A 25,569-nucleotide genomic window follows, 5' to 3' on the forward strand; every position below is an offset into this window, starting at 1 on the left:
TTTCTCGCAGCACACAAGACCTAAACAAGCAGACCAAAAGCAGGCCAGAGGAAGGAGAGATGGAATGGCACACATGAAGTCCCCTGCAAAACGACGGCACCATCCCCCCCCGCTGTGGGCCGGCCTGATCATCGCCCTGTGTTACGGGCTCGACAGCGCCAGCGCCGCCAGCAATCCGTCGTCACCGGACCTCACCAGCCTGAGCCTGGAAGAGCTGGCCAATATCGAAATCTCCTCGGTATCGAAACACGCGGAACCCCTGAGCGATGCCGCCACCGCCATCTTCGTCATCACGCATGAAGACATCCGCCGCGCCGGCGTCACCAGCATTCCAGAGGCATTGCGACTGGCACCGAATCTGGAGGTGGCGCAATCAAACGCATACGGCTACCAGATCAGTGCACGCGGGTTCAACAACTCGGGCAACAAGCTCTTGGTGCTGATCGACGGGCGGGCGGTCTATACCCCCCTGCACTCGGGCGTGTTCTGGGATGTGCAGGACGTGATGCTGGAAGACATCGACCGCATCGAAGTCATCAGCGGCCCCGGCGGCACCTTGTGGGGCTCCAACGCGGTGAATGGCGTCATCAACATCCTCACCAAATCCGCGAAGGACACCCAAGGTGCCTTGGTGAGCGTGGGCGGCGGCAATACCGAAACCGGCGGCGCGGCGCGCTATGGCGCGAAGCTCGACGAGAACACCGCTTTCCGCCTCTACGCCAAGGGTTTCGAGCGCAATGAGACGGAAAACGCCAAGGATATGAGCCAACACGATGCCTGGCGCATGAAGCAGGCCGGCTTCCGTCTCGACGGCAATTACGAACACGATGCCCTCACCGTGCAGGGCGATATCTACGACGGCGCAGAAAACCAGGCGACGTTTCCGAACGGCCGGATTTCCGGCAATAACGTACTCACCCGCTGGAGTCGCCCGCTGGCGAACGACTCGTCCGTGCAGGTGCAGGCGTACTACGACCACATCAAACGCACCTATCCGGGCAGTTACAGCGAGCTGCGCGACACGTGGGATATCGATCTGCAGCACAACTTCAAGCTGGGTGAGCATCACGACATCGTGTGGGGTGGCGGCTACCGGAGCACCAACGACAGCGTCAACACTACCACTCCCTTCTTTGCCTTCGTGCCGGCGAACAATCGCCTGAGCATCTCCAACGTATTCGCACAGGATGCCTGGGCCTTCAGCGAGCGCTGGAAGCTAACCGTGGGTGCGAAGCTGGAGCGCAACAATTTCACCGGCACCGAGTTTCAACCTGATGCCCGTCTGGCCTTCAAGCAAGATGAACACACGCTCTGGTGGGCGGCGATCTCACGCGCCGTGCGCACACCATCACTGATCGACCGCGATTTCTACGTCTTCGTCCCCGGCTCCCAATTACGTGGCGGGCCTGATTTCCACTCGGAAAAACTGACTGCCTATGAACTGGGCTACCGTGCGCAGCCGCTGCCCAAGCTGTCGCTCTCGGTCTCGACGTTCTACAACGTCTATGCCGACCTGCGCAGCATCGACTTCGCCCCCGGTGGCACGCTGGTGGTCGGCAACCAGCTCGAAGGCCGCACCTGGGGCGTGGAAACATGGGCCACCTACCAGCTGACCGATGCCTGGCGACTTTCTGCCGGCTACAACGCGTTGCGGGAACGGTTCCGTGCCAAGGCGGGCAGTAACACCTTGGGCGACCCGACCGCCAACACCGGTAACGACCCGGCCTACCAATGGTCATTGCGCTCCAGCCTGAACCTGCCGCACGACACCGAACTCGACGCCACACTGCGCACCATCGGCGCCCTACCCAACCCGGCCGTGCCGTCCTACACCGCACTGGACGTGCATGTCGGCTGGCACGTGAACAAGAATCTGGAACTCTCGCTCGCCGGCTTCAACCTGCTCGACGCCGCCCACCCGGAATCCGGCTCAGCCGCCAGCCGCAGTGAGTTCGAACGCAGCTTCTTGGTGAGGTTGACATGGACGCATTGAGAAGCTGGTTCCGACGTATGCAAACGTCCTTCTCTGCCTTGGCTTTAAACAAAGCCGTTTCGTCAACGAAATCGCCAACACAGATCGCCAACTTGTGCGCTGCGGATCTTAGCCTCCCCCTTTTATGCCTGGGCGAATTGGAAAATTCGCACGGCAAAGGGGGATTGTGCGCGTGCGAATCTATTGATTCGCCCAGCCAGAGGATTTCGACGTCATTGCAAATTGAGATGCCGCAGAAATCCCCCCTAGCCCCCCTTCGAAAAGGGGGGAATCAAAGGCAACTGCAGCGGCAGCTGTTCAGGCTAACCCTGCTCATCGCCGTAGCATTCAGCATCGCCCCCACCGCCCAAGCCGCCGAATCCGAATACGCCATCAAAGCCGCCTATCTCTACAAGTTCGGCTTTTTCGTCGAATGGCCCAGCGCATCCTTCGCCTCATCCAGCAGCGCCATCAATCTCTGCGTGGTCGGCGATGATCCGTTCGGCCCGGTGTTGGACGAGGCCGTCAACGGCCAGAAAATCGGCAGCCGGCCGATCACGGTGCGACGCCTGAAAACAGTCGGGCGGGATTCGGGGTGCCACATCGTTTACGCCAGCAACAACCCCGCCCAACTGGTAGAGAGCTTGCGCGGCAACGGGGCCTTGATCGTGGCCGAGGGTCGCGGCGGGATCATCAATTTCGTGATCAAGGACAACCGCGTGCGCTTCGATATCGATGACGAGGCAGCAGCCCAGAATGGCCTGACCATCAGCTCCAAGTTGTTGAGCCTGGCCGTCAACGTCAAGCCAAGGCGTTAGGGAGGCGACCATGCGTTGGTTAACCGACATCCCCATCAGCCGCAAATTGATGCTGATCACCTTCCTGGCGAGTGCAATCGCGCTATTGCTGGCCGGCACGATCATCGTCATCTACGACGTAGCGGCTTACCGGGCGCAAAAGACGCGGGAAGGCGCGGTGCAGGCGGAGATCCTTGCCGCGAGCGTTTCCGCCTCGCTGCTGTTCAACGACCCCAAGGCCGCCCAGGAATCGCTGAACGCACTCAAAGCCAATACGGATATCGCCACCGCCGGCCTCTACGCAGCGGATGGCTCACCCTTCAGCAGCTATACCCGCACCAACGGCCCGGCCCACCCCTTGCCCACGCATGCCGAATCGCCGGGCCAGCGTTTCGAGGACGACGAGCTGGTGCTGTTCCAGCCGGTGTTCGAGGGCACGCGCCAATTGGGCACGGTCTACCTGCGCATGACGACCGAATCCCTGGCGGCCCGGCTGACGCGTTACGGCGGCATCATCTTGCTGGTCATGATCGGCTCGTTGTTGATCACGTTGCCGCTATCGCGGCGGCTGCATGCGGCCATTACCGAGCCGATCCGCCAGATGGCCGAAGCTGCGCGGCAGGTGGCCGCCGGGGAGATCGTGGTCTTGCCCGCCACGCAGCCACGCAAGGACGAGATTGGCTTTCTGGAAGAGAAATTCCGCCAGATGGCCGAATCGCTGCAAGAGAAAGCGGCCATCGCCAGCCGGATCGCCAAGGGGGATCTGGCGGTGCAGGTCACGCCGCAATCGTGCCACGACGTGCTGGGCAACGCCTTTGCCGCGATGGCGGCCAGCCTGCAGGAAAAAGCCGCCGTCGCCAAAGAGATCGCCGCCGGCAACCTGACCGTCAAGGTGATGCTGCAATCAGAGCAGGACGAGTTGGGCAAGGCGCTCGCCACCATGGTGGACACCTTGCGCGGCGTGAATAGCGAACTCTCCGAGGGGGTCGATGTACTGGCGGTCTCGGCCAGCACCATCCTCACCGGCACCAGCCAGGTCGCCTCCGGCGCGGCGCAGGCGGCGGCCGTGGTCAGCGAAACAACCGTCACGCTCGATGAAGTGAAGCAAACCGCGCTGGTGTCCAGCCAGAAGGCCAAAGCCGTATCTGAAGCCGCACAACGTGCGGCACAGGTCTCGCAAACCGGCCGCAAGGCAGTCGACGAGGTCATCGATGGCATGCAGCGCATCCACGATCAAATGGCCCTGATCGCCGACAGCATCATGCGGTTGTCCGAGCAAACGCAGGCCATCGGCGAAATCATCGCCACCGTCAACGATCTGGCCGAGCAATCCAATCTGTTGGCGGTGAATGCCTCGATCGAAGCGGCCAAGGCGGGCGAGCAGGGCAAGGGCTTTGCCGTGGTGGCGCAAGAGGTCAAGAGCCTGGCCGAACAATCGAAGCAGGCAACGGTGCAGGTGCGCGGCATTCTGGGCGAAATCCAGAAGGCCACCAACGGCGCGGTGCTGGCGACCGAACAAGGCGGCAAGGCGGTGGAGAGCGGGCTCAAGCAATCGAACGAGGCCGGCGAGGCCATCCGCGTGCTGTCGGAAAGCATCGCCGACAGCGCCCAGTCCGCCACGCAGATTGCCGTATCGGCGCAGCAGCAATTGGCAGGCATGGATCAACTGGCGCAGGCGATGGACAACATCCGCGTGGCTGGCGCACAGAACCTGGCCAGCTCCAAGGGTGCAGAAACCGCCGCGCAGAACCTGCATGGGCTAGGGCAGAAGTTGAAGGATATGTTGGGGCGGTATCAGGTGTGAATGATGAGGCGTGAGGGGTGAGGAGTAAGGCGTGAGGGGTAGGAACAACAACACCCCCTTACACCTCACTCCTCTCACCTCACGCCCAAAGGGCGACCATGGCAGAGAACGAAGAATCCTTTCTCAAGCGCTTGCTGGCGACGTTCAAGATCGAAGCCGACGAACATCTGCAGACCTTGAGCACGCAACTGCTGGTGCTGGAGCAAACCAGAACCGGCGACGAGCAGGCGGCGCTGATCGAATCACTGTTCCGTGAGGCGCACAGCCTCAAGGGCGCGGCGCGCGCGGTCGGGCAGGAAGATGTGGAAGCTTGCTGCCAGAGCATGGAGAGCATGCTGTCGTCACTCAAGCATGGTCAGATGATGTTGTCGGCAGCCGTGTTCGACGAGTTGCACCGCGGCGTGAATGAAGTCACCCGCTTGCTCAGCGCCCCGGCCCTGGCACCCGGTGAAACAGCGCGCAAGCCTGCCCCTGCGCAGCCTTCCCCGCCGAAGACACCCGCCGCCAAACGCAGCCCGCCGCCAGTAGCAGCCGCACCCGCCGCGCCTGAGGTCGAGGCTCCCCCGGCCCCCGTGCCAACGCCGCCCCCACCCAAGCCTGCCGCGACGCCCAAGGCAGCCGATGACGGCAAGCCCGCTGCCCCACCCAGCGAAACACTCCGTATCTCCGCCGCCCGGCTGGGGGCATTGATGAATCTGGCCGAGGAGCTGCTGGCGCTCAAGTTCGGCTCCAGCCATCTGCTGGGCGAGTTGACGCATTTGGGCAATGAAATCGCCGCCTGGCGCAAGGACTGGAACAAGCTCACGCGTGAAACCCGTGCCCTGCGGCGCGGCTGGCAACGCGCCGACCGGCAGTCGCCGTTCCAGTCCGGCGCGCCTACCTCACCCAGCCCCCAATCCACGCCCTATCACGACTTTGCGCGGCGGCAGACACAGATCGACAAGTTGCTGGAGGCGATGGAGCAGGATGATTGGCGCGTTAAAGGCATCGAGGAACAAGCGCTGCATCTGGTCGCCACCGCGCAACAGGAAAACCGCGCCGCAGCGGGCCGGGTGGATAGTTTGCTCGACAACATGAAGCAGGCCCTGATGCTGCCGTTCTCATCGCTGCTGGAACTGTTCCCCAAGCTGGTCCGCGATCAGGCCAAGGCCAGCGGCAAGGAAGTGGCGTTGCATATCAGTGGCGCCGCCATCGAGATCGACCGCCGCATCCTGGAGCACATCAAGGACCCGCTGATCCACATGATGCGCAATGCCGTCGACCACGGCATCGAAAAGGCGGAGGAGCGCAAACGCAGCGGCAAGCCGGCGCAGGGCAACATCAGCATCGCCGTCAGCGCGCAGGAAGGCAGCAAGATCGTGCTGACGATTTCCGACGATGGCGGCGGCATCCGGCTGCCCCAAGTGCGCCAGGCGGCTGAACGACTCGGCCTGCCGGTGCCGGACAACGCCGACAACGAGCGCGCCAACTACGACCTGCTGTTTGAATCGGGTCTCTCGACCAGCCCGATCATCACCAATATCTCCGGCCGAGGCCTCGGGCTGGCCATCGTGCGCGAGAAGGTGGAAAAGCTCGGCGGGCAAATCGAGGTGAGTTCGCCGCCACAATCCGGGGCCACCTTCCGCATCATCTTGCCGACCACGCTGGCCACGTTCCGCGGGCTGTTGATCGCCGTGGGCGACCGCCAGTTCGTATTGCCATCGGTCAACGTCGAGCGCGTGCTGCGCATCGAGCAGACCACGATCAGCACCGTGGAGGGGCGGGAAACCTTCGAATTCGCCGGGCAATCCGTCGCGCTGGCGTGGCTGGCCGATGTGCTGGGGCTACCCCGCGAGCCAGCAACGCAATGGCTGCAGGTGGTCGTGCTGAGCGCTGCGGCACGACACATTGCCTTCGTCGTCGACGACATCGTGGGCGATCAGGAAGTGCTGGTGAAAAGCCTCGGCCCGCAATTGGTGCGGGTGCGCAATGTGTCAGCGGCGACCTTGCTCGATGCCGGGCGGGTGGTGCCGATCCTGAATGTGCCGGATCTGTTGAAATCGGCGATCAAGCTCGCCCCGACCCAAGTGGCGGATACCGAAGCCGCCCCCGCCACGCGCCGCCCGCTGCTGGTGGTCGAAGACTCGATCACCTCGCGCTCGCTACTGAAGAACATCCTCGAATCCGCCGGCTACGACGTCACCACGGCGGTCGACGGCATCGATGCGCTGACCTCGTTGCGCACCGGAACCTTCGAGCTGGTGGTGTCGGATGTGGAAATGCCGCGCATGGATGGCTTCGACCTGACTGCCCGCATCCGGCAAGAGGCGCGCCTCAAGGAGTTGCCGGTCATCCTGGTTACCGCGCTCGATTCACGCGAAGACCGCGAACGGGGCATCGACGTCGGCGCATCGGCCTATATTGTGAAAAGCAGTTTTGATCAGAGCAATTTGCTGGATGTGATCCGGAGACTCATATGAGCAGCCCCAGCGGTCTCCGCCCCCGGATGGAACCATGCTGATGTACGAACCTGAACCGGCAACTGCAGCACGCGCCATGATCCGCGTGCTGGTTGTTGACGACTCGCCGTCGGCACGCGAGCTGCTGGTCTACGTGCTCAATACCGACCCGGCCATTCAGGTCATCGGCGTGGCCAGCAGCGGCGAGCAGGCGGTGGAGATGGCGGCCAAGCTCAAGCCGGACGTGATCACCATGGATATCCATATGCCGGGGCTGGATGGCTTTGGCGCCACGCGCCGCATCATGGAATCCTGCCCGACCCGCATCGTGATGGTGACCGCCGTGGAGATTCCCGGCGAAGTCGCCGCCACCTTTAGCGCGCTGGATGCCGGAGCGCTGGCCGTACTGGCGCGGCCGGTCGGCATCGGGCTGGCGGGGTTTGAAGCGGACGTTGGCAATCTGCTGCAGACCATCAAGTTGATGTCCGAGGTGAATGTGGTTCGGCGTTGGCCGCAAAGGGCGGCAAAGACACCGGCCACGCCAGCCACCAGCCCACCCGTCAGCCTGCCCAGTGGCGATCGCCCCATCCGCATCGTCGCCATCGGCGCCTCCACGGGTGGCCCGATGGTGCTGCAAACCATTTTTTCGCAATTGCCAGCGGATTTCCCGGTGCCGATCGTGCTGGTGCAGCACATTTCGGCGGGCTTTGCAGTCGGCTTCGCCCAATGGCTGGCGAGCACCACCGGCTTTCCGGTACGGGTCGCCCAGCATCGCGAACCCTTGCGCGCCGGCACCGTCTACCTCGCGCCGGACCACTGCAACATGCGCGTCTGCGCGCTGGAAACCATCGCACTGACCAACGACCCGCCCGAACATGGGCTGCGGCCTTCCGTCTCCTGCCTGTTCCGCTCGGTGGCCGAGGTGTATCAGGGCACCGCCGCCGGGGTATTGCTCACCGGCATGGGGCGGGATGGCGCGCAGGAGTTGCTACAAATGAAAGAGACCGGCGCGGTGACCATCGCGCAGGACAAGGAAAGTGCCGTGGTGTTCGGCATGCCGGGCGAAGCGGTCAAGCTCGGCGGTGCCAATTACGTTCTCGCGCCAGACATGATCGCCGCCGCGCTGCGACGGCTGGTGACCACGGGTCGTTAGAGCCTGTTTACGATCTTTTGTCCCCTCGCCCACTTGTGGGAGAGGGTTAGGGAGAGGGTGCGTGCAAAGGTCGATGCAATTGGCACAACCCTCACCCCCTCTCCCACAAGTGGGCGAGGGGAGAAAACCTGTTTGCAAGCGATCATAAACAGGCTCTTAGAAATGGATGACAGCATGGGCGATACAGGCAAGGAATCCTTCATGAACAAGAAAACCGCGGATGCGGCCAAAGACACCACCATCCTGATCGCGGAAGACAGCGCCACGCAGGCCGAGCAATTGCGCTTTCTGCTCGAACAGCAGGGCTATACCGTCGAAGCCGCCCGCAACGGCAGGCAGGCGTTGGAGATGCTCCGCGCCAAGCGGCCGACCATGGTCATCACCGATGTGGTCATGCCGGAGATGGATGGCTACCAGCTGTGCGCAGCGATCAAGGCCGACGAAGTCCTCAAGGACATCCCGGTGGTGATCGTGACCTCGCTCAGCGGGCTGCAGGACATCGCCAAGAGCCTGGAATGCGGCGCGGACAACTTCCTGCGCAAACCCTATGACCCGGCGATCCTGCTCTCCCGCGTCAACTACATCCTGCTCAACAACAAGCTGCGCAGCACGGGCCGCGTGCGGATGGGGATGGAGCTGTATCTCGACGGCAAGAAGCACTTCATCACCTCCGACCGCGAACAGATCATCGACTTGCTGGTATCGACCTATGAAGAAGCGATCCGCATGAACGACGAGCTGCAGGAGCGGCATCGCGAAATTGCACGCTCCAACCAGGTGTTGCTCTCGCTGTATCGCATCGCGGAAGGCATGAACCATGTTTCGACCAGCGCCGGCGTCTGCCAGCACGCGCTGCAGGGCATCTCGATGCTGCCCTGCTTCAGCGGCGGCTGGGTCGAGCTTGCCGACGCCTACGGCGGCAGCCGCGAAGGTCTGGGCGAACCTCTGACACCCGCCGCCGGCATGCCGGAGCCGATCATGGTGCCGCTCATCGTTGGCAAACAATGCCTGGGCACCCTGAATGTGCTGCCAGTCATCGGCAGCATCCCCGGCACGGAAGACCTGAAAGCGCTCGACCTGATCGCCAACGGCGTCGCCGTCGCGCTGGATCGCGTCAAGTTGCAATCGAGACTGGAACAGCGCGCCACCCAGCTCGAATACGCCAACAAGGAGCTGGAAAGCTTCAGCTATTCGGTCTCGCACGATCTGCGCTCGCCGCTGCGCGCCATCGATGGCTTTGCCGGCATGCTGGAGCGGGCCAAAGACAGCCAGCTCGGCCCGGAAGGCAGCCGGATGCTGCATGTGATCCGCGAGAACAGTCACAAGATGGGCCAGCTGATCAACGATCTGCTGTCGTTCTCCCGTCTCGGGTCGGTCTCGATCCGGCCGCAAGCCATCGACATGACAGCCCAGGCCCAGGAAGTCTTCGACGAATTGCAGAACACCCCCGACAGCCGCCCCGTTCAGCTGGAAATCGGCCCGCTGCCCAAAGCCAATGGCGACGCGGCGCTGATCCGGCAGGTATGGGTCAACCTGATCTCGAACGCGATCAAATACAGCGGCAAACAAGCCGGGCCGGTGGTCACCATCAGCGCGGAAACCGTCGGGCCGGAGCTGGTCTACAAGGTCAGCGACAACGGCGCCGGGTTCGACATGCGCTACAGCAACAAGCTGTTCGGCGTGTTCCAGCGCTTGCACCACGTCGACGAATTCCCCGGCACCGGCATCGGCCTCGCCAACGTGCAACGCGTGATCGTCCGGCACGGCGGCCGGGTCTGGGCGGAAGGGGAAGTCGGCAAAGGAGCGTCGTTTTATTTTGCGTTGCCGGGGAAGGTGGCGGGGCCGACGGCGCCGTAGGGCGGGTTGGGCGTCGGCCCTCCGGGTTGTAGCGTGAGGCGCTACAAACTACAATCGCAGGCATGATCAAGCATTTCAATCACAAGGGTTTGCAAGCTTTCTTCGAAACCGGAAGCAAGGCGGGCATCCGCCCCGACCACGCCAGCAAGTTGGCGCGGCAGTTGCGGCAGCTGAATGACGCTACATCTCCCTCCGATATGAATATGCCAGGCTGGCGTTTGCATGCGTTGAGCCACGATCTGGCAGGCCATTTTTCCGTCACGGTGAATGGCAACTGGCGCATGACGTTTCGCTTCGAGGGCGAAGACGCCGTGCTGGTCGATTACCAGGACTATCACTAGGAAACGATGATGACGCGTATGTTTAACCCACCCCATCCGGGTGAAACCTTGCGGGAGGATGTGCTGCCCGCCTTGGGCCTCTCGGTCACGCAAGCCGCCGCAGAGCTTGGCATCAACCGCGTAACGCTATCGCGGGTTCTGAACGGCAACGCCGGCATCAGCATTGATCTGGCACTACGGCTGGAACAATGGCTGGACGGCCCCAGTGCCGAAAGCTGGCTCAAGGGGCAGCTTGCCTACGATCTATGGCAGGCAGAGCAACACCCCCGTCCGGCAATCACCCGCCACACGGTCAAATCGGCACACTAGCCAGTAGGGTGTAATCCCCGTCGCGTGCGAATCTATGATTCGCTCAGCAAAACGCATTACGCCGCACCTTCCCTAACTACGCTGTCCGGCGCAATGCCCTGCGGGAATTGCGCCTACGAATTGCAAATACAAAACGCCCCGGCTAAAACCGGGGCGTTTTGATTGGAATGCGCTTTACCGCCACGCCAGCTCAAGGCTTGAGCAAATGCCCCATCCGCTTGCGCTTGGTGGCGAGGTAATAACGGTTTTCCGCGTTGGCTTCGACCGCGTGCGGCACACGCTCGGCGACTTTGAGGCCGGCCGCTTCGAGGGCGGCGATTTTCTTCGGGTTGTTGCTCATCAGCCGCACCGACGTCACGCCGAGATCGTGCAGCATGGCGGCGGCCATTTCGTAGCTGCGGGAATCGATCGGCAAGCCAAGTGCTGCATTGGCATCGACGGTATCGAGCCCTTCATCTTGCAGCGCGTAGGCCCGAATCTTGTGGGCCAGACCGATGCCGCGCCCTTCCTGGCCACGCAGATACAACAACACGCCACGGCCTTCTGCAGCGATGCTTTCCAAGGCAAGCGCCAGCTGCTCGCCGCAATCGCAGCGCAGGCTGCCAAACACATCGCCGGTCAGGCATTCGGAATGCAAACGCACCAAGGTGGCCTCGCCAGCCGGTTCGCCCATGGTGACGGCCAGATGCTCGACACCGTCTTTCAGCGCCCGATAGGCGTGCGCGGTAAATACCCCATGCGGGGTCGGCAGCCGGGCCACGCCGGCTTTTTCAATCAGGGTGTTCGGGTTCAAGGCTGAGTTCAATGGGGGCACCACGCATGCTGGATATGCTCCCCACATGGGGACGTATCACGGCAACGCAAGCCCTTCCTTAGCTGTTTCAACAATATGAATTTGACGCCTTAAAACCCCGCAGCGCAATTAGCGCTTGTGCTTGGTCGCCGGGGTCGGCGGCACGGGTGTCGCTGGCGGCTGCCAGTTGGTGCAGTATTTGCCGAAGTCATAGTCGATTTCGGACAAGCGTTTTTTCATTTTCACGACGTCGTAATCGTGATTGATGCCGGAGCCAAGCCGGGTGCGGATCACTTGCCCGTCGCGATACAGCTTGCTGCAGCGCTGCGCTTCCAGTTGCGCCATCTTGGCCGGATCGGCCTTGTAGTATTCCTCGGCCTGCACTGCACCGCAGACGAGCAGGGCGGCGAGCATGAGGGTGGCTTTATGGGTGGCGGTCGTACTTAGAAACATTCGGTTTCATCCTCTTCTAATTGTTTGATGGCGTGTACGAACTGCATGTCGTTGGCGTGCGGCTCCCAATGCCGGCCGGCCAGCTCACGCACGGGCACCGGGCCCGCCAGGCTATTGCACAGCCACAGACGACTGGCGCGCAGCAGGCGCTCGGGGGTGATGTGGATTTCGTTCACCTGCCAGCCCAGCGTAGCGGCAGCGGCAAAGGCCACATCGCGCATCACGCCGGCCACACCGGCCGTCTCCAGCTTGGGCGTGACCAGCATCTTGCCTTCCAGCAGCAGGATATTGCTCATGGTGCCTTCGAGCACGGCACCGTCGCGATCGCTGATCAGGCCCTCGAAGATGGCCGGGTCGTGCCATTCGTTGCGCGCCAGCACGTTGTCGAGCCGGTTCAGGTGCTTGATGCCCGCCAGCTTGGGTTGCCAGCTCGCTCGCGTATCGCACCAGCGCACGACTGCGCCATCCTCATGCAATCCGGCCGGGTATTGCGGCAGCGGCGTGGCCTGCACGACGCGATTCGGCTTGATCACGTCCGGCACGGCATAACCGCGCAGGGATTCGCCACGGGTGACGACGAACTTGAGCGCCGCATCACGCACGCCTTGGGCGCGCAGCACGGCGATATCGGCCCGCCATTCCTTGGCGGAGGGCGCTTCGATGCCGAGTATCGCGGCATCGTGCGTGAGTTTGTCGAGGTGGCGCAGCCAGAACGGCACTTTGCCATCGACCATTTTCAGCGTGCGGAACACGCCATCACCAAACTGGAAACCGCGATCGGCGAGGTTCACCGTATCGCTTGCCACACCGTTGACCAGGCGCAAAATCATCCGGCCACCCCCAGCGCGCGCAACAGGCCACGGGCCTTGTGGCGGGTTTCCTGCAGTTCCCGTTCGGGATCGGAATCGGCGACGATGCCCGCGCCAGCGCGGAAATAAAGCTGTTGCCCAGTCTGCATAAAGCTCCGGATCAGAATGTTGAAATCCATGCGGCCATCAAGGCCGACATAGCCAAGGCTACCGGTATAGGCCGCGCGCGGCGCGTCTTCCAGTTCGCGGATGATCTGCATGCAACGCACCTTGGGGCAGCCGGTGATGGTGCCGCCGGGGAACAGGGCGCGCAGCACCTGCCGTACCGTCGTGCCCGGCTGCAATCGGGCGCGGATGTTGGATTCGATATGGTGCACGAAGGCGTAGCTGGCCACGGCCATCAGCTCGTCGACTTCCACGGTGCCGGGCACGGCGATGCGGCCGAGGTCGTTGCGTTCCAGATCGACCAGCATGATGTGCTCAGCCCGCTCTTTCACCGTGTTGATGAGCTTGCGCTTGAGCGCTTCGTCTTCCTCGGGCGTGGCGCCTCGCGGATGCGTGCCGGCGATCGGCCGCGTTTCGACCACGCCGCCAGCCACCTTCACCAAACGTTCCGGCGACGAGCTGACGACCTGATGCTCGCCCAGGTCCAGCAAGGCGGAGAACGGCGCCGGGTTGGCGGCACGCAGCCGCGCATAAAGATCGTGCGGGCCGCCGGCCGCAAGCGTGACTTGCCAAGCGCGCGACAGGTTCACCTGGAACACGTCGCCTTCGACGATGTAGTCCTTGCACTTGAGCACGCCATCGAGGAACGCCTGCGGCGCATCTTCGGTCACGGTAGCGACCGTCACGTCGCTGGCGATCCATGCTGGCGCGGCGGCAAGAAGTTCGCCCAGCTCAGCCAGTTGGGCATCCGTCTCAGCCACCAGCCACGCAGCTTGCGCAGCGCGATCGACGATCACGGCGGCCGGGCAGCGGATCAATGTAGCTACCGGGAAGGTTTCATCGTTGCGTGCCGGCACGCTGGGCTCGAAGGCTTCCAGCAGTTCGTAACCGGCGTAAACCAGCCAGCCACCGAGGAAGGGCAATTCATGCGTTTCACCAGCGTGAACCGGCAAGGTATCGAGATCGGCCAGGAATTCGGCCATCTCGGCATGGCGATAGACGCGCCGCGCCTGCGGTAGCGCGAACAGGACGTCCCAACTTGCCATTCCAGACGGTTGCGCACCGGATGACGGAACGCTGGATGACTGCGAGGTGCTAGATGATTGCAATAGACCGGGAAAGGCCGCCGGGCAAGCGGCGGCCAGTGCGGGCAAATCGGGGACGGAATCGAGATATTTCAACGGCATGGCGCGATTGTACCAAGCTCGGGCCTACCGCTTGCGGTTGCAGCCGTTACGACGTGTGAGCACCACCGGGCGATTCGGCCCCGCCAATCAAACCTGCTCGTAGCGCTGCACCGCTTCGCGCAGGGTATTGCGCACCTCTGCTTCATCCCACGGCTTGGTCAGAAAACGGAAAATCTCGCCGCGGTTGATGGCCGTGGTGAAGGTATCCGGGCTGGTCGAGCCGGTCAGCAGGATACGGATGGTCTTCGGGTACATCTGCCGCACTTTCGACAGGAAGGTCACGCCATCCTCGCCCGGCATCCAGTAGTCCGACAGGATGATGCCGACTTCGTGTGCCGCGAGAAGGTCATAGGCAGCGGCAGCGCTCTCCGCCTCCAGCAGCTCCAGCGCTTCGCCCTTGAGCATGCGCCGCAGGCTGGCGCGCACGCCCGGTTCGTCATCGACCAGCAAGACCGTACGCTTGTAGGGCGCTCGCCCGATGCCCTCCGGGCTGAAACGCGCGCCATTCAGCAGCAGCGCGATGGCGTCCGCTTCCGCGACCGGGTGACTGAAACAGAAGCCCTGGAATTCATCGCAGCCCAGCATCGACAACAGCCGCAGCTGGCTTTCCGTTTCCACGCCTTCGGCCAGCGCCCGCAAGCCCAAGGCATGCGCCAGCCCGATCACGGCCGCCGAAATCGCCTGCTCCTCCGGCCCGGTCGCCAAGCCGCGCACGAACGACTGATCGATCTTGAGCCGGTCAACCGGAAAGCGCTTCAGGTACGACAGGTTCGAATAACCCGTGCCGAAGTCGTCGATCGACAGCGATACGCCGAGGTCTTTCAGGCGATGCATCAAGCCGATGGTGGCCTCCGGATCGACCATCGAGACACTCTCGGTCAGCTCCAGCTCCAGATACTTCGCGTTGACGCCGGTCGATTGCAGCGCCTGCTGCGCGAGGCGATCAATGCGCTGCTGGGCAAACTGCGAGGCGGAGACGTTGACGGACACCGGCACGACGGGCACGCCATGCTGCTCCCAGGCGCGGATGCTGTGGCAGGTCTTGCCCAGCACCCATTCGCCGATACCATGGATCAGGTTGCTCTCTTCCGCGAACGGAATGAACCGGGCCGGGGCGACCAGGCCCAGCTCCGGCGATTGCCAGCGGATCAATGCTTCCAGCCCGACGATCTTGCCGCTGCGCAAATCAACCTGCGGCTGGTAATGCAGCATGAACTCGTCGCGGTCGAGCGCGCGGTGCAGCTGGCGCTCCAGGCTCAAGCGCTCGCCCAGGCGCACCTGCATTTCCTGCCGGAAGAACTGGAAGTTGTTGCGCCCCGATTCCTTCGCCCGGTACATCGCGATATCGGCGTTCTTCATCAGGACTTCCGCATCGCTGCCGTCTTCCGGGTAGGTGCTGATGCCCAGGCTGCAGGTGATCGAACGTTCCTCGCCGCCCAGACGCACCGGGGCGGCCAGCGCCGGAATGATCCGCTGCGCCAGCCGCGATACCGATTGCTCGTCATCGACCTGATCGACCAGCACCACGAATTCGTCGCCCCCCAGCCGGGCGGTGGTATCGCACTCGCGGATGGTCTCGGTGAGCCGCTGCGCAACGGCAACCAGCAGCTCGTCGCCCGCGCCATGCCCGAGCGAATCGTTGATGAACTTGAATTTGTCCAGATCGATGAACATCACCGCCAGGCGCTTGTGGTCTCGCGCCGAGCGGCTGATCGCCCAGTTCAGCCGGTCCAGCAATAGCGCACGATTGGGCAGGCCCGTCAGCGCGTCATGCGTGGCCTGGTATTCCAGCGCGGCTTCGTGCTGGCGGATCGAGGAGATGTCATTGCAGATGCCGACCAGATGGCTGGCATGTTGCCCGCCGTCTTCCAGCACTTCGTTGAAGGTCGCCAGACAAGGCATCGGTTCGCCGTTCTTACGGCTCAGCAGCAATTCGCCGCTCCAGTTGCCCCGCGCCGCGAGTTGCTCGCGCCAGTCAGGATCGGGAGATTCCTCGCCGGGTTGGGTGGCATGCTCCAGCAGCCGTGTGCCGATCACTTCTTCCCGCCGATAGCCGGTGATGTCCAGATAAGCCTGATTCACGTCGGTGACAACGTGCCCGATGGTGGAAATCAGCACGCCATGACTGGTGCTGCCGACCACCTGTGCATAGATGCGCAGGCGCTGTTCTGCCTCGTGGCGGAGATCGATCTCGGCGCGCAAGCCGGCGTTGGACTCGGTCAACGCTCTGGAGCGGTCTTCCAGCTCACCTTGATAGGCCAGCAATTTGCCATAACCGTCATTCAGTTCATCCGCCATCTTGTTGAAGGATTGCGTCGCCTCGCCAATCTCGTCACGCCTGGATACCGGAATGCGGAAGTTGAAATCGCCGCCGGCAATCCGCCGGGCGCCGTCGCCGATCTCCCGCAGCGACGTGGTGACATGGCGAGTGACGCTGAACGCCATCAGTCCGGCAAACACCACGGACACGCCCAGCAGCAGCAACATGAAATCCCTGGCGCCCTGGTAAGTCGCCGTCGCATCCCGTTCGGCACTGACCGCCAGACTTCTTTCCAGCTCGATCAAGGCATGCCAGGCATTGAGATACACGGCAAGCCTCGGCAGCACCTGATGCTGCAGGCCATCCAGGGCCTCTTCGGAATGACCGGCGGCCAGCGTTTTCTCGATCCGCGTGCGGGTCGCTACGTAATCCGCACGGGCATCGACGATGGCGTGAAAGGACTTGCGTTCCTGCTCTGTACGCAGCGTGGTTTCGAATTTCTTGTAGATGGCGGTGATTTGCCGGGTCGTTTCGCGTTGCTGGGCGAAAACCTGTTCGAATTGCTGCCGATCGACGACTGCGCGGTTGGCGATGATGAAGAGTTCGAATGCCCGCCGTGCATTCTCGTTGACCAGGTTGATGCCCTGTTGCGCCAGCAATACCCGATCGAACGGGTCCAGTTCGCGCTGGGCCTCGAATGTCCCTTGCACGACCTTTTCCCGTTCATCGTGCAAGACACGCATCTGATAGACGGCCACGCCGCTGATGGTCGCCATCAAGAAAAGCAGCACGGTGAACACCAGGACCAGCTGGGTGCGTATTTTCAGATCGAAGACGTTCAAATCGCGTAAACGGTTCGGTATGTTCACGTCCCCCCCACGAATCGCGGCCACGCCCTGCGCCCTGCGGTGATCTGGCAGGGCGTGGATCCGCTGAAGCGGCTCGGATCAATCAAGGTGATCGCCCGCGGGACGATCGGCGGCACGATGAATCGTTACTTCATCGCGGCGTAAATCAGAGACTAGACGATCTTTGTCCGCTGTGAAGCAAGACAATGCGGCGCTGGCCGCACGGTCATTGCGCATCCGGCGGCGCAACCTTGCGGCCCAAGCGCCATGCCATCAGCCCCAGTACCAGCACGGCGGCGATCAACACCGCCCACAAGCCCCAGCGGCGCAGCGTTTCCCGGGCGACCAACGGCTCGGGTTGCGGCGTGCCGTCTTGCAGCGGGCCAACTTCGGCGACGGTGGGCTTGGTATCGCCGATCTGCAGCGATCCTGCGGGCTGGGCGGCGCTCTCCAGCCCACGCTGACCATAAGCCAGCGTAAACGGCGGATTGCCACGAGCAACGAAGGTAAGCTTTTGCGGCAACCAGCCCAATTGCACATCCGGCTGGCCATGCCCCAAGCCACCCCCACGGGTGTCGACACGCAGCATCCATTCACGGCGGCTGGTGGGCCAGAGCGTCAGCGGGCCAGAGACGACTTCGCCGCCCTGACGCTGCAATCGATAGAGCTGGGTGCGGACTACTTCGCGCCAGTGATCGTTCGCATCGCCACGCGACAGCAAGGTAGCGGAGACCAGCGTATTGGGTTGCGGCAAGCCGATGCGGATGCGATCAATCGGCGCGGCAGCCGGCGAGGTGAAGCGGTACTCGCCCTTGGCGGCATCGACCTCCAGTGATCCGGCATCGAACCAGACGCGCCGGGTTTCGACCTGCGTGGCACTGGGGGTGACGCTCACGCTTTGCAGCGTCGGCGGCAGGCTAAGCCAGCTGAGCTTCAGATAACGCGCCCGCACGCCGCCGAGATCGATCTTGCGCACATCGAGCTGCTGCCCGCCTTGCTCCAGCCGCAGGACATCGGCACTCGCCAGCGAATACCACTGGCGCAGGTCATCACTGGCTTCGATCTGCACGCGGCCCTGGAAGCTGGCCTCGCGCCATTCCAGCGAGATCGAATCCAGCGTGGTCTTGAGACGACTCGCATCGACAATGAAATGCTGCGTCGGCCCGCCGCCGTGGCTGGATTTGTCGCCTTGCTTCACCGAGACCAGCGCGCCGTCCGTGCCGGCCTGCACTGTCACTGCGACTCCGCCGTCTTCGGATGGCGTTTGCGGCAGGGGGAAGAACGGCAGCGATACCGGCGTCTGCCTGACCTCGGTCACGGCCGGCAACGCCGACAAGGCATACGGCACCGGCTCGCCCGCACCGTTGAACACGCGCACATCGCCCAAGTCTGGTCGGGTGACATAGCGGTAGACGTCGGCCGGCAGATCGAGCTGGTAGACAGCGGCATTGTTCGTCACCTTGAGCTCGGCATGCCGCGCAAAATTGTGCGGATCAGCGACGGAATCAGCCCAGGCTGGGACAGCGAGCAGCGATAGAAGCAACAGAATTCGTGACATTAGGCCTTCCTGAAAATCGTTAAAACCAACGACAAACCTGTAGACACAGAGAACACGGAGTACACAGAGAACAATGAGAAACCCTTTGTAGGAGCGAGCTTGCTCGCGATTGCTTCGTTAATTGATACATGGCCATCGCGAGCAAGCTCGCTCCTACAAAAGCCTGTTTTTCTCCGTGTTCTCACCCGGCTCTGCGTCTACAGGTTTGTCGTTGGTTTTCTACTGTGAACATCTGTGGTTCAAGACTTCATGTTTTCCGGCTTACCAACAGGCGGCAGCGGCGACAGATAACCAATCAGCAACAGCAACACACCAACGCCGATGAAAGAGACGATGCGCGTAACGCCGGTCAGGTGCGACAAGTCAATCAGGAACAGTTTGCCGACCACTACCGCCAGCAACACTGCGCCAACGAACCAGACGAGGCGCGACAGTTGGCGCGTGGCGGTAAACATCACCGCCAGCGCGATCACGCTCCAGAAAATCGATAGCGCGGCTTGAACCAGCGTCGAGCGGGCCAGCGCATCGCCATCCCACGGCACGGCCGCCCAGTGATGCAGGGTGCGCAACAGCATGGCGTTGAGCCAGACGAAGACCAAGGCCGCCAGCAAGCCACGGGCGATGCGTGGATCATCGACTTCAGTCAGCGTGGCCGACCAGCGCCATAGCGCCAGCAATGAGAAGGCAGTGGCAAGATCAACCGGGTTGAGCACCGGCAGATACGGCAGCGGCGTTGCGATGCCAGACTGCGCAGCTGCGTACAAACTCCAGCCAGCGGCCAACAGTGCCCAGAAACCACCGGCATAGAGTCGGTAAGCGGCTTCATGCGCAGTGAATGGCCAACGCTTGATGGCCTTGGCACGCGTGGCGAGGCCAAACAAGGCGGCGGCAATCGCGGCGGCCCAAATGGCGGTGGCCCAATCGCTTTGCGGCAACCAGCCAGCCACCAAGTCCCCGGCCTGCGAAGCAACCAGCAGCACAGCACCTGCGACCAGAATGGCATGCAACACCGCCGCCAGCGGCGCGGGGGTTTCCGCATCGTGCCGCTTGAGCAGACCCCAGCCGCTGACCACCGCGACCAACCAGGCCAAGCCAGCCCAGCCAACCAGCGGCCCCCACCAAGCCAAGGCCAACTGATCGAGCTGGCGTCCGGCATCGATCAAACCCAGCCAGAGCAACGCCACCGGCAGCAGCAATGCCGGCCAGCGGGCAGCAGGCCAAGCGAGCCGCGTACGCGCCAGACTGGCCAGCCAGGCCGTACCCAGCAGCAGCCACAGCCAGGACGGCATTTCCGCCCAATGCTGCCGCTCGATCTCGTCCGCCCCGTTCGCCAACCATGCCAGCAGGCCGAGTACGGCAAAGACGTAGGACAAGACCTGTCGCCACGGCGTACGCGGCTCTGCCTTCTGCAAACGCCACGCACTGAATAGCCAGCTCAGCGCCAGCAGCGCGCCACCCACGCAGCGATGGTTGAGGATCATCACGTCTGCTGCGGTATGCGTATCGAGCGTTAAAGACACGCCGGCCGCCAGTTGCAGCAACAAGCCGAATATCAGCGGTAGTCGCCGGTTCTGCCGCAATGCCGCCCAGACCGCTGCGGCACCTTCCAGCGCCCACGCTGCGCTGGTCCAGCGAGCGTCGAGCGCGAGCGGAATCGCCAGGGTGGCGAAGATCACGCCGAGCGCGAAGAAGGCTTCGCCCGGCAGGCGCAGGCGTTCCACTCGCTGGCGCAACAACCAGCCGGCCAGACCAAGGTAAAGCGCGGCCAGCACGACGGCACTGAAGGCGAGGCCGAATTCAAACTGGGATACCAGACGAGCCTGAAAGCCGAATGCCACCAAGGGCGTACCGAACACCAGCGTGCTGTCGACGACGTGTTTGATATCCACCGATGGCTTGGTGTCGGTCGATTGCTGGCGCGCATACAGCACGGCAATCGCGACGTAGAACAGGAAGAACAGCACCAGGAAGGGCTCGGTGCTGGCGAACAGCTCCGGCACGTACGATTGCGCGCCCCAGGCAGCACCAATACCGAAAGTGAAGAAGAAGCCAACCAGATTGAGCGGCCGCCATGCCTTGAACCAGGCAATGGCGAAAATGCCGGCATTGAGCAGCGCGTAATAGCTGAACAGCATCACGTGGTTGCCACCACCGGTCGAAGTGAGGATCGGCGCGAGGAAGCCGCCGATGCTACCCACCACCGCCAGCGAGCGGGCGTCCTGCCGGATCGCGAGAAACGCCGAAAAGCCGCAGAAGGCCACCATCAGCCCAAGCGCAAGACCGGCCGGTAGCAGGTGATACAGCTTCACCGCACCAAACGCAGTGAGATAGAGCATGCCCACCCCGCCGCCTTGCAGGATCAGCGCATAGCCGCGTCGGCTTTCAACCAGTCGCCAACCGATCACCAGCAAGGCAACAGCGCCGGCAGCGACCCCGGCAAGCCGCAACTCAACCGGCACCAAGCTATGCTCGGCGGCGTACTTGATCAGGAAGCCGACGCCAAAGAAGAGGATCAGGATGCCGAAGCGCACGACGGTATTGCCGCCAAACAACCAGCCCCGCGCAGCAGCGAAGGCGCGCTCGAAGATATCTGGCTCGGGCGGTTTACGCGGGGGTCGGGGCTGCTGGGGCAACTTGGGAGGTTGATAGGCCGGGACGGGCTGGGGTGACGGCTGAACCGGCTGGGCTGTCGCGGGCGACTCGGGGGGTAGCTCCAGCATCTCCACGGCTTCCGGCTGCACGCTGGCGGTTTCGGCCATTGGCAGATCCAGCGCCACCGGAGCCGCTACGGCAGGCTGCGCTGGCACGGCACTAGCGGCGGGCTCCGCGACAGTCGTCACCGGCGTGGCCGGGCTGCGCCCTTCCAGCTGCACCAACCTCGCCCCCAGCTCGCCCACCAGCGCTTCCAGCTGGCTGATGCGCTTGAGCAAAGGCTCGATGCGCGGGTCGTTACGGCCATCGAGGATATAGCCGACGACAAAGCCAAGCACGATCCAGACCGGGCTCGCATAGCCGTGACCGAATTCACCAACCAGATAAACCAGCAAACCGCCGAAGCCGAGCAACCATTTCCACATGAAACTGATCCCGAGGTGATTGGGGGTGCGTGAGAGTAATCGTAAAGGCAGATTTTTGTCAGTTTTTCGAAACGCCGACGAGTCGACTCAGCCCGGATTCATTCTGCATGGGCGAAGTTGTGTAAAGCATAGGCAACAAAAAACCCGCGCCAAAGCACGGGTTTTTTGTTGCAGCAGTACAACGATCGGGCGGGCGATCAGGCGAGACGCTTGAATACCAGCGTGCCGTTGGTGCCGCCAAAGCCGAACGAGTTGGAGATCGCAACATCGATCTTCATATCGCGCGCAACATTGGCGACGTAATCCAGATCGCAACCGGATTCGAAATCCTGCTCGAAGATATTGATCGTCGGCGGGGACTTCTGGTGGTGCATCGCCAGAATGGAATACACCGCTTCCACGCCGCCTGCGCCACCCAGCAAGTGGCCGGTCATCGACTTGGTCGAGTTCACGGCCAGCTTCTTGGCGTGATCGCCGAACGCCAGCTTGAGTGCGTTGGTTTCGTTGCTATCGCCCAGCGGGGTCGAGGTGCCGTGGGCGTTCACGTAATCCACTTGATCGGCGTTGAGGCCGGCATCGCGCAATGCGTTGGCTACGCCACGGGCGGGGCCTTCAGCACTGGGGGCGGTGATGTGGTGCGCATCCGAGCTCATGCCGAAACCGGCGAACTCGGCGTAAATCTTCGCGCCACGCTTGACTGCGTGTTCGTACTCTTCCAGCACCAGCACACCAGCGCCTTCACCCATCACGAAGCCATCACGGCCCTTGTCCCACGGGCGGGATGAGGTTGCCGGATCATCGTTGCGGGTGGAGAGCGCCTTCATGGCAGCAAAGCCGCCAATACCCAACCGCGAGATCGCGCCTTCCGCGCCACCAGCGACCATGACGTCTGCATCGCCGTACTGGATCATCCGCGCCGCATCGCCAATCGAGTGCGCGCCGGTGGTGCAGGCGGACACGATACCGTAGCTGGGGCCTTGGTAGCCCTTGATGATCGTGACATGGCCGGCGATCAGGTTGATCAGCGAACCGGGAATAAAGAACGGGCCGATCTTGCGCGGGCCACCCGCGCGCAGGTCGCCATCGGTTTCTTCGATCAGCGGCAGGCCGCCGATGCCGGAGCCGATATTGACGCCGACGCGGGTCTTGTCGAGACCAGCCGCGTCGTCGAGGCCGGAGTCGGCAATGGCTTGCAGCGCAGCGGCGATGCCGTAGTGGATGAATACGTCCATCCGGCGCGCATCCTTGGCGCTGATGTACTGGGTGATGTCAAAGCCCTTCACTTCACCGGCAATGGTGCAGGCAAGGTCGGAGGCATCGAAGCGGGTGATCTGACCGATACCGGATTGGCCGGCCAACAGATTGGCCCAGCCGGTGGCGACATCATTACCGACCGGCGAGATATGACCCAGACCGGTGACGACAACTCTGCGTTTGGACACGGGAATTCTCCAAGCATGGCAGCACGCCGATGGGGCCTTCAATTGCCCGATCGGCGCGCCAGATGGAACAAGACCCCTGGTCTGGCATACAACGCCGTCGCAGAGGTCTTCGTCTTGCTGAATTACTTGCTCAGATTGCCGGACACGTAGTCGATAGCTTGCTGAACGGTAGTGATCTTTTCGGCTTCTTCGTCCGGAATCTCACACTCGAACTCTTCTTCGAGGGCCATCACGAGTTCAACGGTGTCGAGGGAATCGGCGCCGAGGTCGTTCACGAAGGAAGACTCGTTCTTGACGTCTGTTTCTGGCACGCCAAGCTGTTCGGCTACGATCTTCTTCACGCGCTGTTCGATGTTTTCCATGGATTTAACCTTTAACCCTAAGGGGGATGTAAAAATGCGAGCGCATTGTACCAAAAAAATGCCTGCCGCCAAGTTAAGGGGAGACGAACGAACAATGCGCACTCGGTACAACCCGCAAGGCTGCACGATGCAGCCTTGAACGGATCAGTTCATATACATGCCGCCGTTGACGTGAATTGTCTGGCCGGTAATGTAATTTGCCTTGCCCGATGCAAGAAAACCCACTGCATCGGCGATGTCTTTTGGATCACCCAAGCGGCCTAGTGCGATGCTTTGCACCAGCGCGGCTTTCTGCTCTTCCGGCAGGCTGCGGGTCATATCGGTATCGATAAAACCCGGCGCAACCGCGTTGACGGTCACCCCGCGCGAGCCAATTTCACGCGCCAGCGACTTGGTAAAGCCGAACAGCGCAGCCTTGGCCGCCGAATAGTTGGTCTGCCCCGGATTGCCGGTGGCACCGACCACCGAGGCGATGTTGATGATACGGCCCCAGCGCGCCTTCATCATGCCACGCATGACGGCCTTGGAGAGCTTGTAGACCGGTCTGAGGTTGGTGTCCATGATGGCATCCCACTCCTCATCTTTCATCCGCATCAACAGGTTATCGCGGGTGATGCCGGCGTTGTTGACCAGCACGGCGATCGCGCCGAAGTCCTTCTCGACCTGCGCCACCACAGCTTCGCATGCGCCTTCATCGGTCACGTTCAGCTTCAAACCACTGCCTTGCGCGCCAGCCACTTTCAGATAAGCGGTAATCGCTTCTGCACCGCTATCGCTGGTAGCGGTACCAACCACGATCGCGCCCTGCGCAGCGAGCTCCAGTGCAATCGCCTGGCCAATGCCGCGCGATGCGCCGGTGACCAGCGCTACTTTGCCTTCAAGACTCATCACTCCATCTCCATCCAGTTACATCTCATCCACGGCGGGTGCAGCACCCATCGTGCGGGTCTTCATGTTTGCAGCGAATGTTTACAGCAATGCCTTCAAGGCATCGAATGCCGCCGCATCGGTCAGCGCCACGTGCTGCGCGCCGTCAGCAATGCGTTTGTTGAGGCCGACCAGGATTTTGCCTGGACCGCACTCGGTGATCACGTTAGCGCCCTCTGCAACACCACCAGCGGCGATCTTCTGCACGCTTTCCACCCAGCGCACCGGACGATAAAGCTGGCGCACCAGCGCGTCCTTGATCTGGGCCGGATCGGTATATGCGGCAACATCCGCGTTGTGGATCACCGGGAACTCCGGCACGCCGACGTGAATGTGCTCCAGCGCTGCGGCAAGCTTCTCTGCAGCCGGCTTCATCAGCGCGCAATGCGACGGCACGGAGACCGGCAGCGGCAACGCCCGCTTGGCGCCTTTTTCCTTGCACAGCGCCATGGCACGCTCGACGGCATCCTTGCTGCCGGCGATCACCACCTGACCCGCCGAATTGAAATTGACTGCCTCGACCACATCGCCCTGTGCGGCTTCGGCGCAAGCGGCCACGATGACGTCATCCGGCAAACCCAGAATCGCCGCCATCGCGCCCTGCCCTTCCGGCACGGCCGATTGCATCGCCTCCGCACGCAAGCGCACCAGCTTCACTGCATCGGCGAAGGCAATGCTGCCCGCCGCCGCCAGCGCGGTGTATTCACCCAGCGAGTGACCTGCGGCCACGACCGGCGCAGCGCCGCCGGCAGCACGCCAGGCGCGGAACACGGCCACGCCAGCGGTGAGCATCAGCGGTTGGGTGTTGACGGTGGCATTGATCACGGCTACATCTGCGCCCTCAGCAACCATCGCCCACAGGTCTTGACCGAGTGCGTCGCTGGCTTCCTGGAAGGTCTGACGCACCGAAGCGTCATCGCCAAACCCCTTCATCATGCCGATCGATTGCGAACCCTGGCCTGGAAATACGAAAGCAAGTGCCATGTTTTTCTCCCTGCATTGCGCCGCGTAACGGAG

Annotated in this window: 19 protein-coding genes; 8 read left to right on the forward strand and 11 right to left on the reverse strand. The window is 62.5% G+C overall.

The genetic code is table 11. The features are described from left to right. Window positions 1-73: 73 nt before the first annotated feature. From BR41_RS10770 to BR41_RS10810, 8 genes are all read left to right on the forward strand, one after another. The gene (locus BR41_RS10770; RefSeq protein WP_051710708.1) at window positions 74-1,993 is read left to right on the forward strand and encodes a TOL_0244 family TonB-dependent receptor; all 1,920 of its coding nucleotides are present in this window, start codon (window positions 74-76) and stop codon (window positions 1,991-1,993) included. Window positions 1,994-2,220: 227 nt separating this feature from the next. Then, a complete protein-coding gene (locus tag BR41_RS10775) occupies window positions 2,221-2,790 on the forward strand; it encodes a TOL_0243 family YfiR-like periplasmic protein (RefSeq protein ID WP_051710710.1) in 570 nt (189 codons plus the stop codon). Between the two features lie 10 nt (window positions 2,791-2,800). Further along, a complete protein-coding gene (locus tag BR41_RS22905; protein WP_051710712.1) occupies window positions 2,801-4,573 on the forward strand; it encodes a sensor histidine kinase, YfiR-like protein-associated in 1,773 nt (590 codons plus the stop codon). 98 nt (window positions 4,574-4,671) lie between these two features. Further along, complete coding sequence (locus tag BR41_RS10785; protein WP_035056150.1) at window positions 4,672-7,032, forward strand: hybrid sensor histidine kinase/response regulator; 2,361 nt, start codon at window positions 4,672-4,674, stop codon at window positions 7,030-7,032. A 40-nt stretch (window positions 7,033-7,072) separates the two neighbouring features. Continuing rightward, window positions 7,073-8,164, forward strand: a complete 1,092-nt coding sequence (cheB, locus tag BR41_RS10790) for a chemotaxis-specific protein-glutamate methyltransferase CheB (RefSeq protein WP_211251721.1) — start codon at window positions 7,073-7,075, stop codon at window positions 8,162-8,164. A 201-nt stretch (window positions 8,165-8,365) separates the two neighbouring features. Continuing rightward, on the forward strand, window positions 8,366-10,021 hold the full coding sequence (locus BR41_RS22910; protein ID WP_169741286.1) for a response regulator: 1,656 nt from the start codon (window positions 8,366-8,368) through the stop codon (window positions 10,019-10,021). Between the two features lie 62 nt (window positions 10,022-10,083). Further along, the gene (locus BR41_RS10805; protein WP_035056156.1) at window positions 10,084-10,362 is read left to right on the forward strand and encodes a type II toxin-antitoxin system RelE/ParE family toxin; all 279 of its coding nucleotides are present in this window, start codon (window positions 10,084-10,086) and stop codon (window positions 10,360-10,362) included. Window positions 10,363-10,371: 9 nt separating this feature from the next. Further along, a complete protein-coding gene (locus tag BR41_RS10810) occupies window positions 10,372-10,671 on the forward strand; it encodes a HigA family addiction module antitoxin (RefSeq protein WP_035056159.1) in 300 nt (99 codons plus the stop codon). A gap of 190 nt (window positions 10,672-10,861) precedes the next feature. Here the strand turns inward: BR41_RS10810 and ribA are convergent, their stop codons facing one another. From ribA to fabD, 11 genes are all read right to left on the reverse strand, one after another. Further along, window positions 10,862-11,464, reverse strand: coding sequence for a GTP cyclohydrolase II (gene ribA / locus BR41_RS10815; RefSeq protein WP_035056162.1), 603 nt, complete (start codon window positions 11,462-11,464; stop codon window positions 10,862-10,864). A 129-nt stretch (window positions 11,465-11,593) separates the two neighbouring features. Next, window positions 11,594-11,917, reverse strand: coding sequence for a hypothetical protein (locus BR41_RS10820; protein ID WP_156970651.1), 324 nt, complete (start codon window positions 11,915-11,917; stop codon window positions 11,594-11,596). Continuing rightward, window positions 11,908-12,747 carry an aminodeoxychorismate lyase gene (pabC, locus tag BR41_RS10825; RefSeq protein ID WP_051710716.1) on the reverse strand — a complete coding sequence of 280 codons (840 nt, stop codon included), beginning with the start codon at window positions 12,745-12,747 and terminating at the stop codon, window positions 11,908-11,910. Before pabC ends, BR41_RS10820 begins: the two co-directional genes overlap by 10 nt. Beyond that, window positions 12,744-14,078 carry an aminodeoxychorismate synthase component I gene (locus BR41_RS10830; RefSeq protein WP_035056168.1) on the reverse strand — a complete coding sequence of 445 codons (1,335 nt, stop codon included), beginning with the start codon at window positions 14,076-14,078 and terminating at the stop codon, window positions 12,744-12,746. Before BR41_RS10830 ends, pabC begins: the two co-directional genes overlap by 4 nt. Before the next feature lie 87 nt (window positions 14,079-14,165). Continuing rightward, the gene (locus BR41_RS22915; RefSeq protein ID WP_156970652.1) at window positions 14,166-17,207 is read right to left on the reverse strand and encodes an EAL domain-containing protein; all 3,042 of its coding nucleotides are present in this window, start codon (window positions 17,205-17,207) and stop codon (window positions 14,166-14,168) included. 205 nt (window positions 17,208-17,412) lie between these two features. Then, complete coding sequence (locus BR41_RS10840; protein WP_035056171.1) at window positions 17,413-18,744, reverse strand: DUF3999 domain-containing protein; 1,332 nt, start codon at window positions 18,742-18,744, stop codon at window positions 17,413-17,415. A 239-nt stretch (window positions 18,745-18,983) separates the two neighbouring features. Beyond that, complete coding sequence (locus BR41_RS10845; protein ID WP_051710720.1) at window positions 18,984-21,821, reverse strand: DUF2339 domain-containing protein; 2,838 nt, start codon at window positions 21,819-21,821, stop codon at window positions 18,984-18,986. Between the two features lie 197 nt (window positions 21,822-22,018). Then, window positions 22,019-23,263 (reverse strand): beta-ketoacyl-ACP synthase II, encoded by a 1,245-nt coding sequence (gene fabF / locus BR41_RS10850; protein WP_035056174.1) that lies wholly within the window; start codon window positions 23,261-23,263, stop codon window positions 22,019-22,021. A gap of 122 nt (window positions 23,264-23,385) precedes the next feature. Beyond that, on the reverse strand, window positions 23,386-23,625 hold the full coding sequence (gene acpP, locus BR41_RS10855; protein ID WP_035056177.1) for an acyl carrier protein: 240 nt from the start codon (window positions 23,623-23,625) through the stop codon (window positions 23,386-23,388). A 144-nt stretch (window positions 23,626-23,769) separates the two neighbouring features. After that, window positions 23,770-24,513, reverse strand: a complete 744-nt coding sequence (fabG, locus tag BR41_RS10860) for a 3-oxoacyl-ACP reductase FabG (RefSeq protein ID WP_035056180.1) — start codon at window positions 24,511-24,513, stop codon at window positions 23,770-23,772. An 81-nt stretch (window positions 24,514-24,594) separates the two neighbouring features. Next, window positions 24,595-25,536: an ACP S-malonyltransferase gene (gene fabD / locus BR41_RS10865; protein ID WP_035056183.1), complete on the reverse strand. Its 942-nt coding sequence runs from the start codon at window positions 25,534-25,536 to the stop codon at window positions 24,595-24,597. Window positions 25,537-25,569 lie beyond the last annotated feature (33 nt).

It is taken from the genome of Andreprevotia chitinilytica DSM 18519 (genome assembly GCF_000711875.1).
Taxonomy (GTDB): Bacteria; Pseudomonadota; Gammaproteobacteria; order Burkholderiales; family Chitinibacteraceae; genus Andreprevotia; species Andreprevotia chitinilytica.

Coding starts and splice junctions, on each gene's coding strand:
- fabG (WP_035056180.1), bottom strand. CDS start 24,513: ATGAGTCTTGAAGGCAAAGTAGCGCTGGTCACCGGCGCATCGCGCGGC.
- BR41_RS22910 (WP_169741286.1), top strand. CDS start 8,366: ATGAACAAGAAAACCGCGGATGCGGCCAAAGACACCACCATCCTGATC.
- BR41_RS10770 (WP_051710708.1), top strand. CDS start 74: ATGAAGTCCCCTGCAAAACGACGGCACCATCCCCCCCCGCTGTGGGCC.
- fabD (WP_035056183.1), bottom strand. CDS start 25,536: ATGGCACTTGCTTTCGTATTTCCAGGCCAGGGTTCGCAATCGATCGGC.
- BR41_RS22905 (WP_051710712.1), top strand. CDS start 2,801: ATGCGTTGGTTAACCGACATCCCCATCAGCCGCAAATTGATGCTGATC.
- cheB (WP_211251721.1), top strand. CDS start 7,073: ATGTACGAACCTGAACCGGCAACTGCAGCACGCGCCATGATCCGCGTG.
- acpP (WP_035056177.1), bottom strand. CDS start 23,625: ATGGAAAACATCGAACAGCGCGTGAAGAAGATCGTAGCCGAACAGCTT.
- BR41_RS10805 (WP_035056156.1), top strand. CDS start 10,084: ATGATCAAGCATTTCAATCACAAGGGTTTGCAAGCTTTCTTCGAAACC.
- BR41_RS10810 (WP_035056159.1), top strand. CDS start 10,372: ATGACGCGTATGTTTAACCCACCCCATCCGGGTGAAACCTTGCGGGAG.
- BR41_RS10775 (WP_051710710.1), top strand. CDS start 2,221: ATGCCGCAGAAATCCCCCCTAGCCCCCCTTCGAAAAGGGGGGAATCAA.
- BR41_RS10830 (WP_035056168.1), bottom strand. CDS start 14,078: ATGCCGTTGAAATATCTCGATTCCGTCCCCGATTTGCCCGCACTGGCC.
- BR41_RS10840 (WP_035056171.1), bottom strand. CDS start 18,744: ATGTCACGAATTCTGTTGCTTCTATCGCTGCTCGCTGTCCCAGCCTGG.
- BR41_RS10845 (WP_051710720.1), bottom strand. CDS start 21,821: ATGTGGAAATGGTTGCTCGGCTTCGGCGGTTTGCTGGTTTATCTGGTT.
- pabC (WP_051710716.1), bottom strand. CDS start 12,747: ATGATTTTGCGCCTGGTCAACGGTGTGGCAAGCGATACGGTGAACCTC.
- BR41_RS10820 (WP_156970651.1), bottom strand. CDS start 11,917: ATGTTTCTAAGTACGACCGCCACCCATAAAGCCACCCTCATGCTCGCC.
- BR41_RS10785 (WP_035056150.1), top strand. CDS start 4,672: ATGGCAGAGAACGAAGAATCCTTTCTCAAGCGCTTGCTGGCGACGTTC.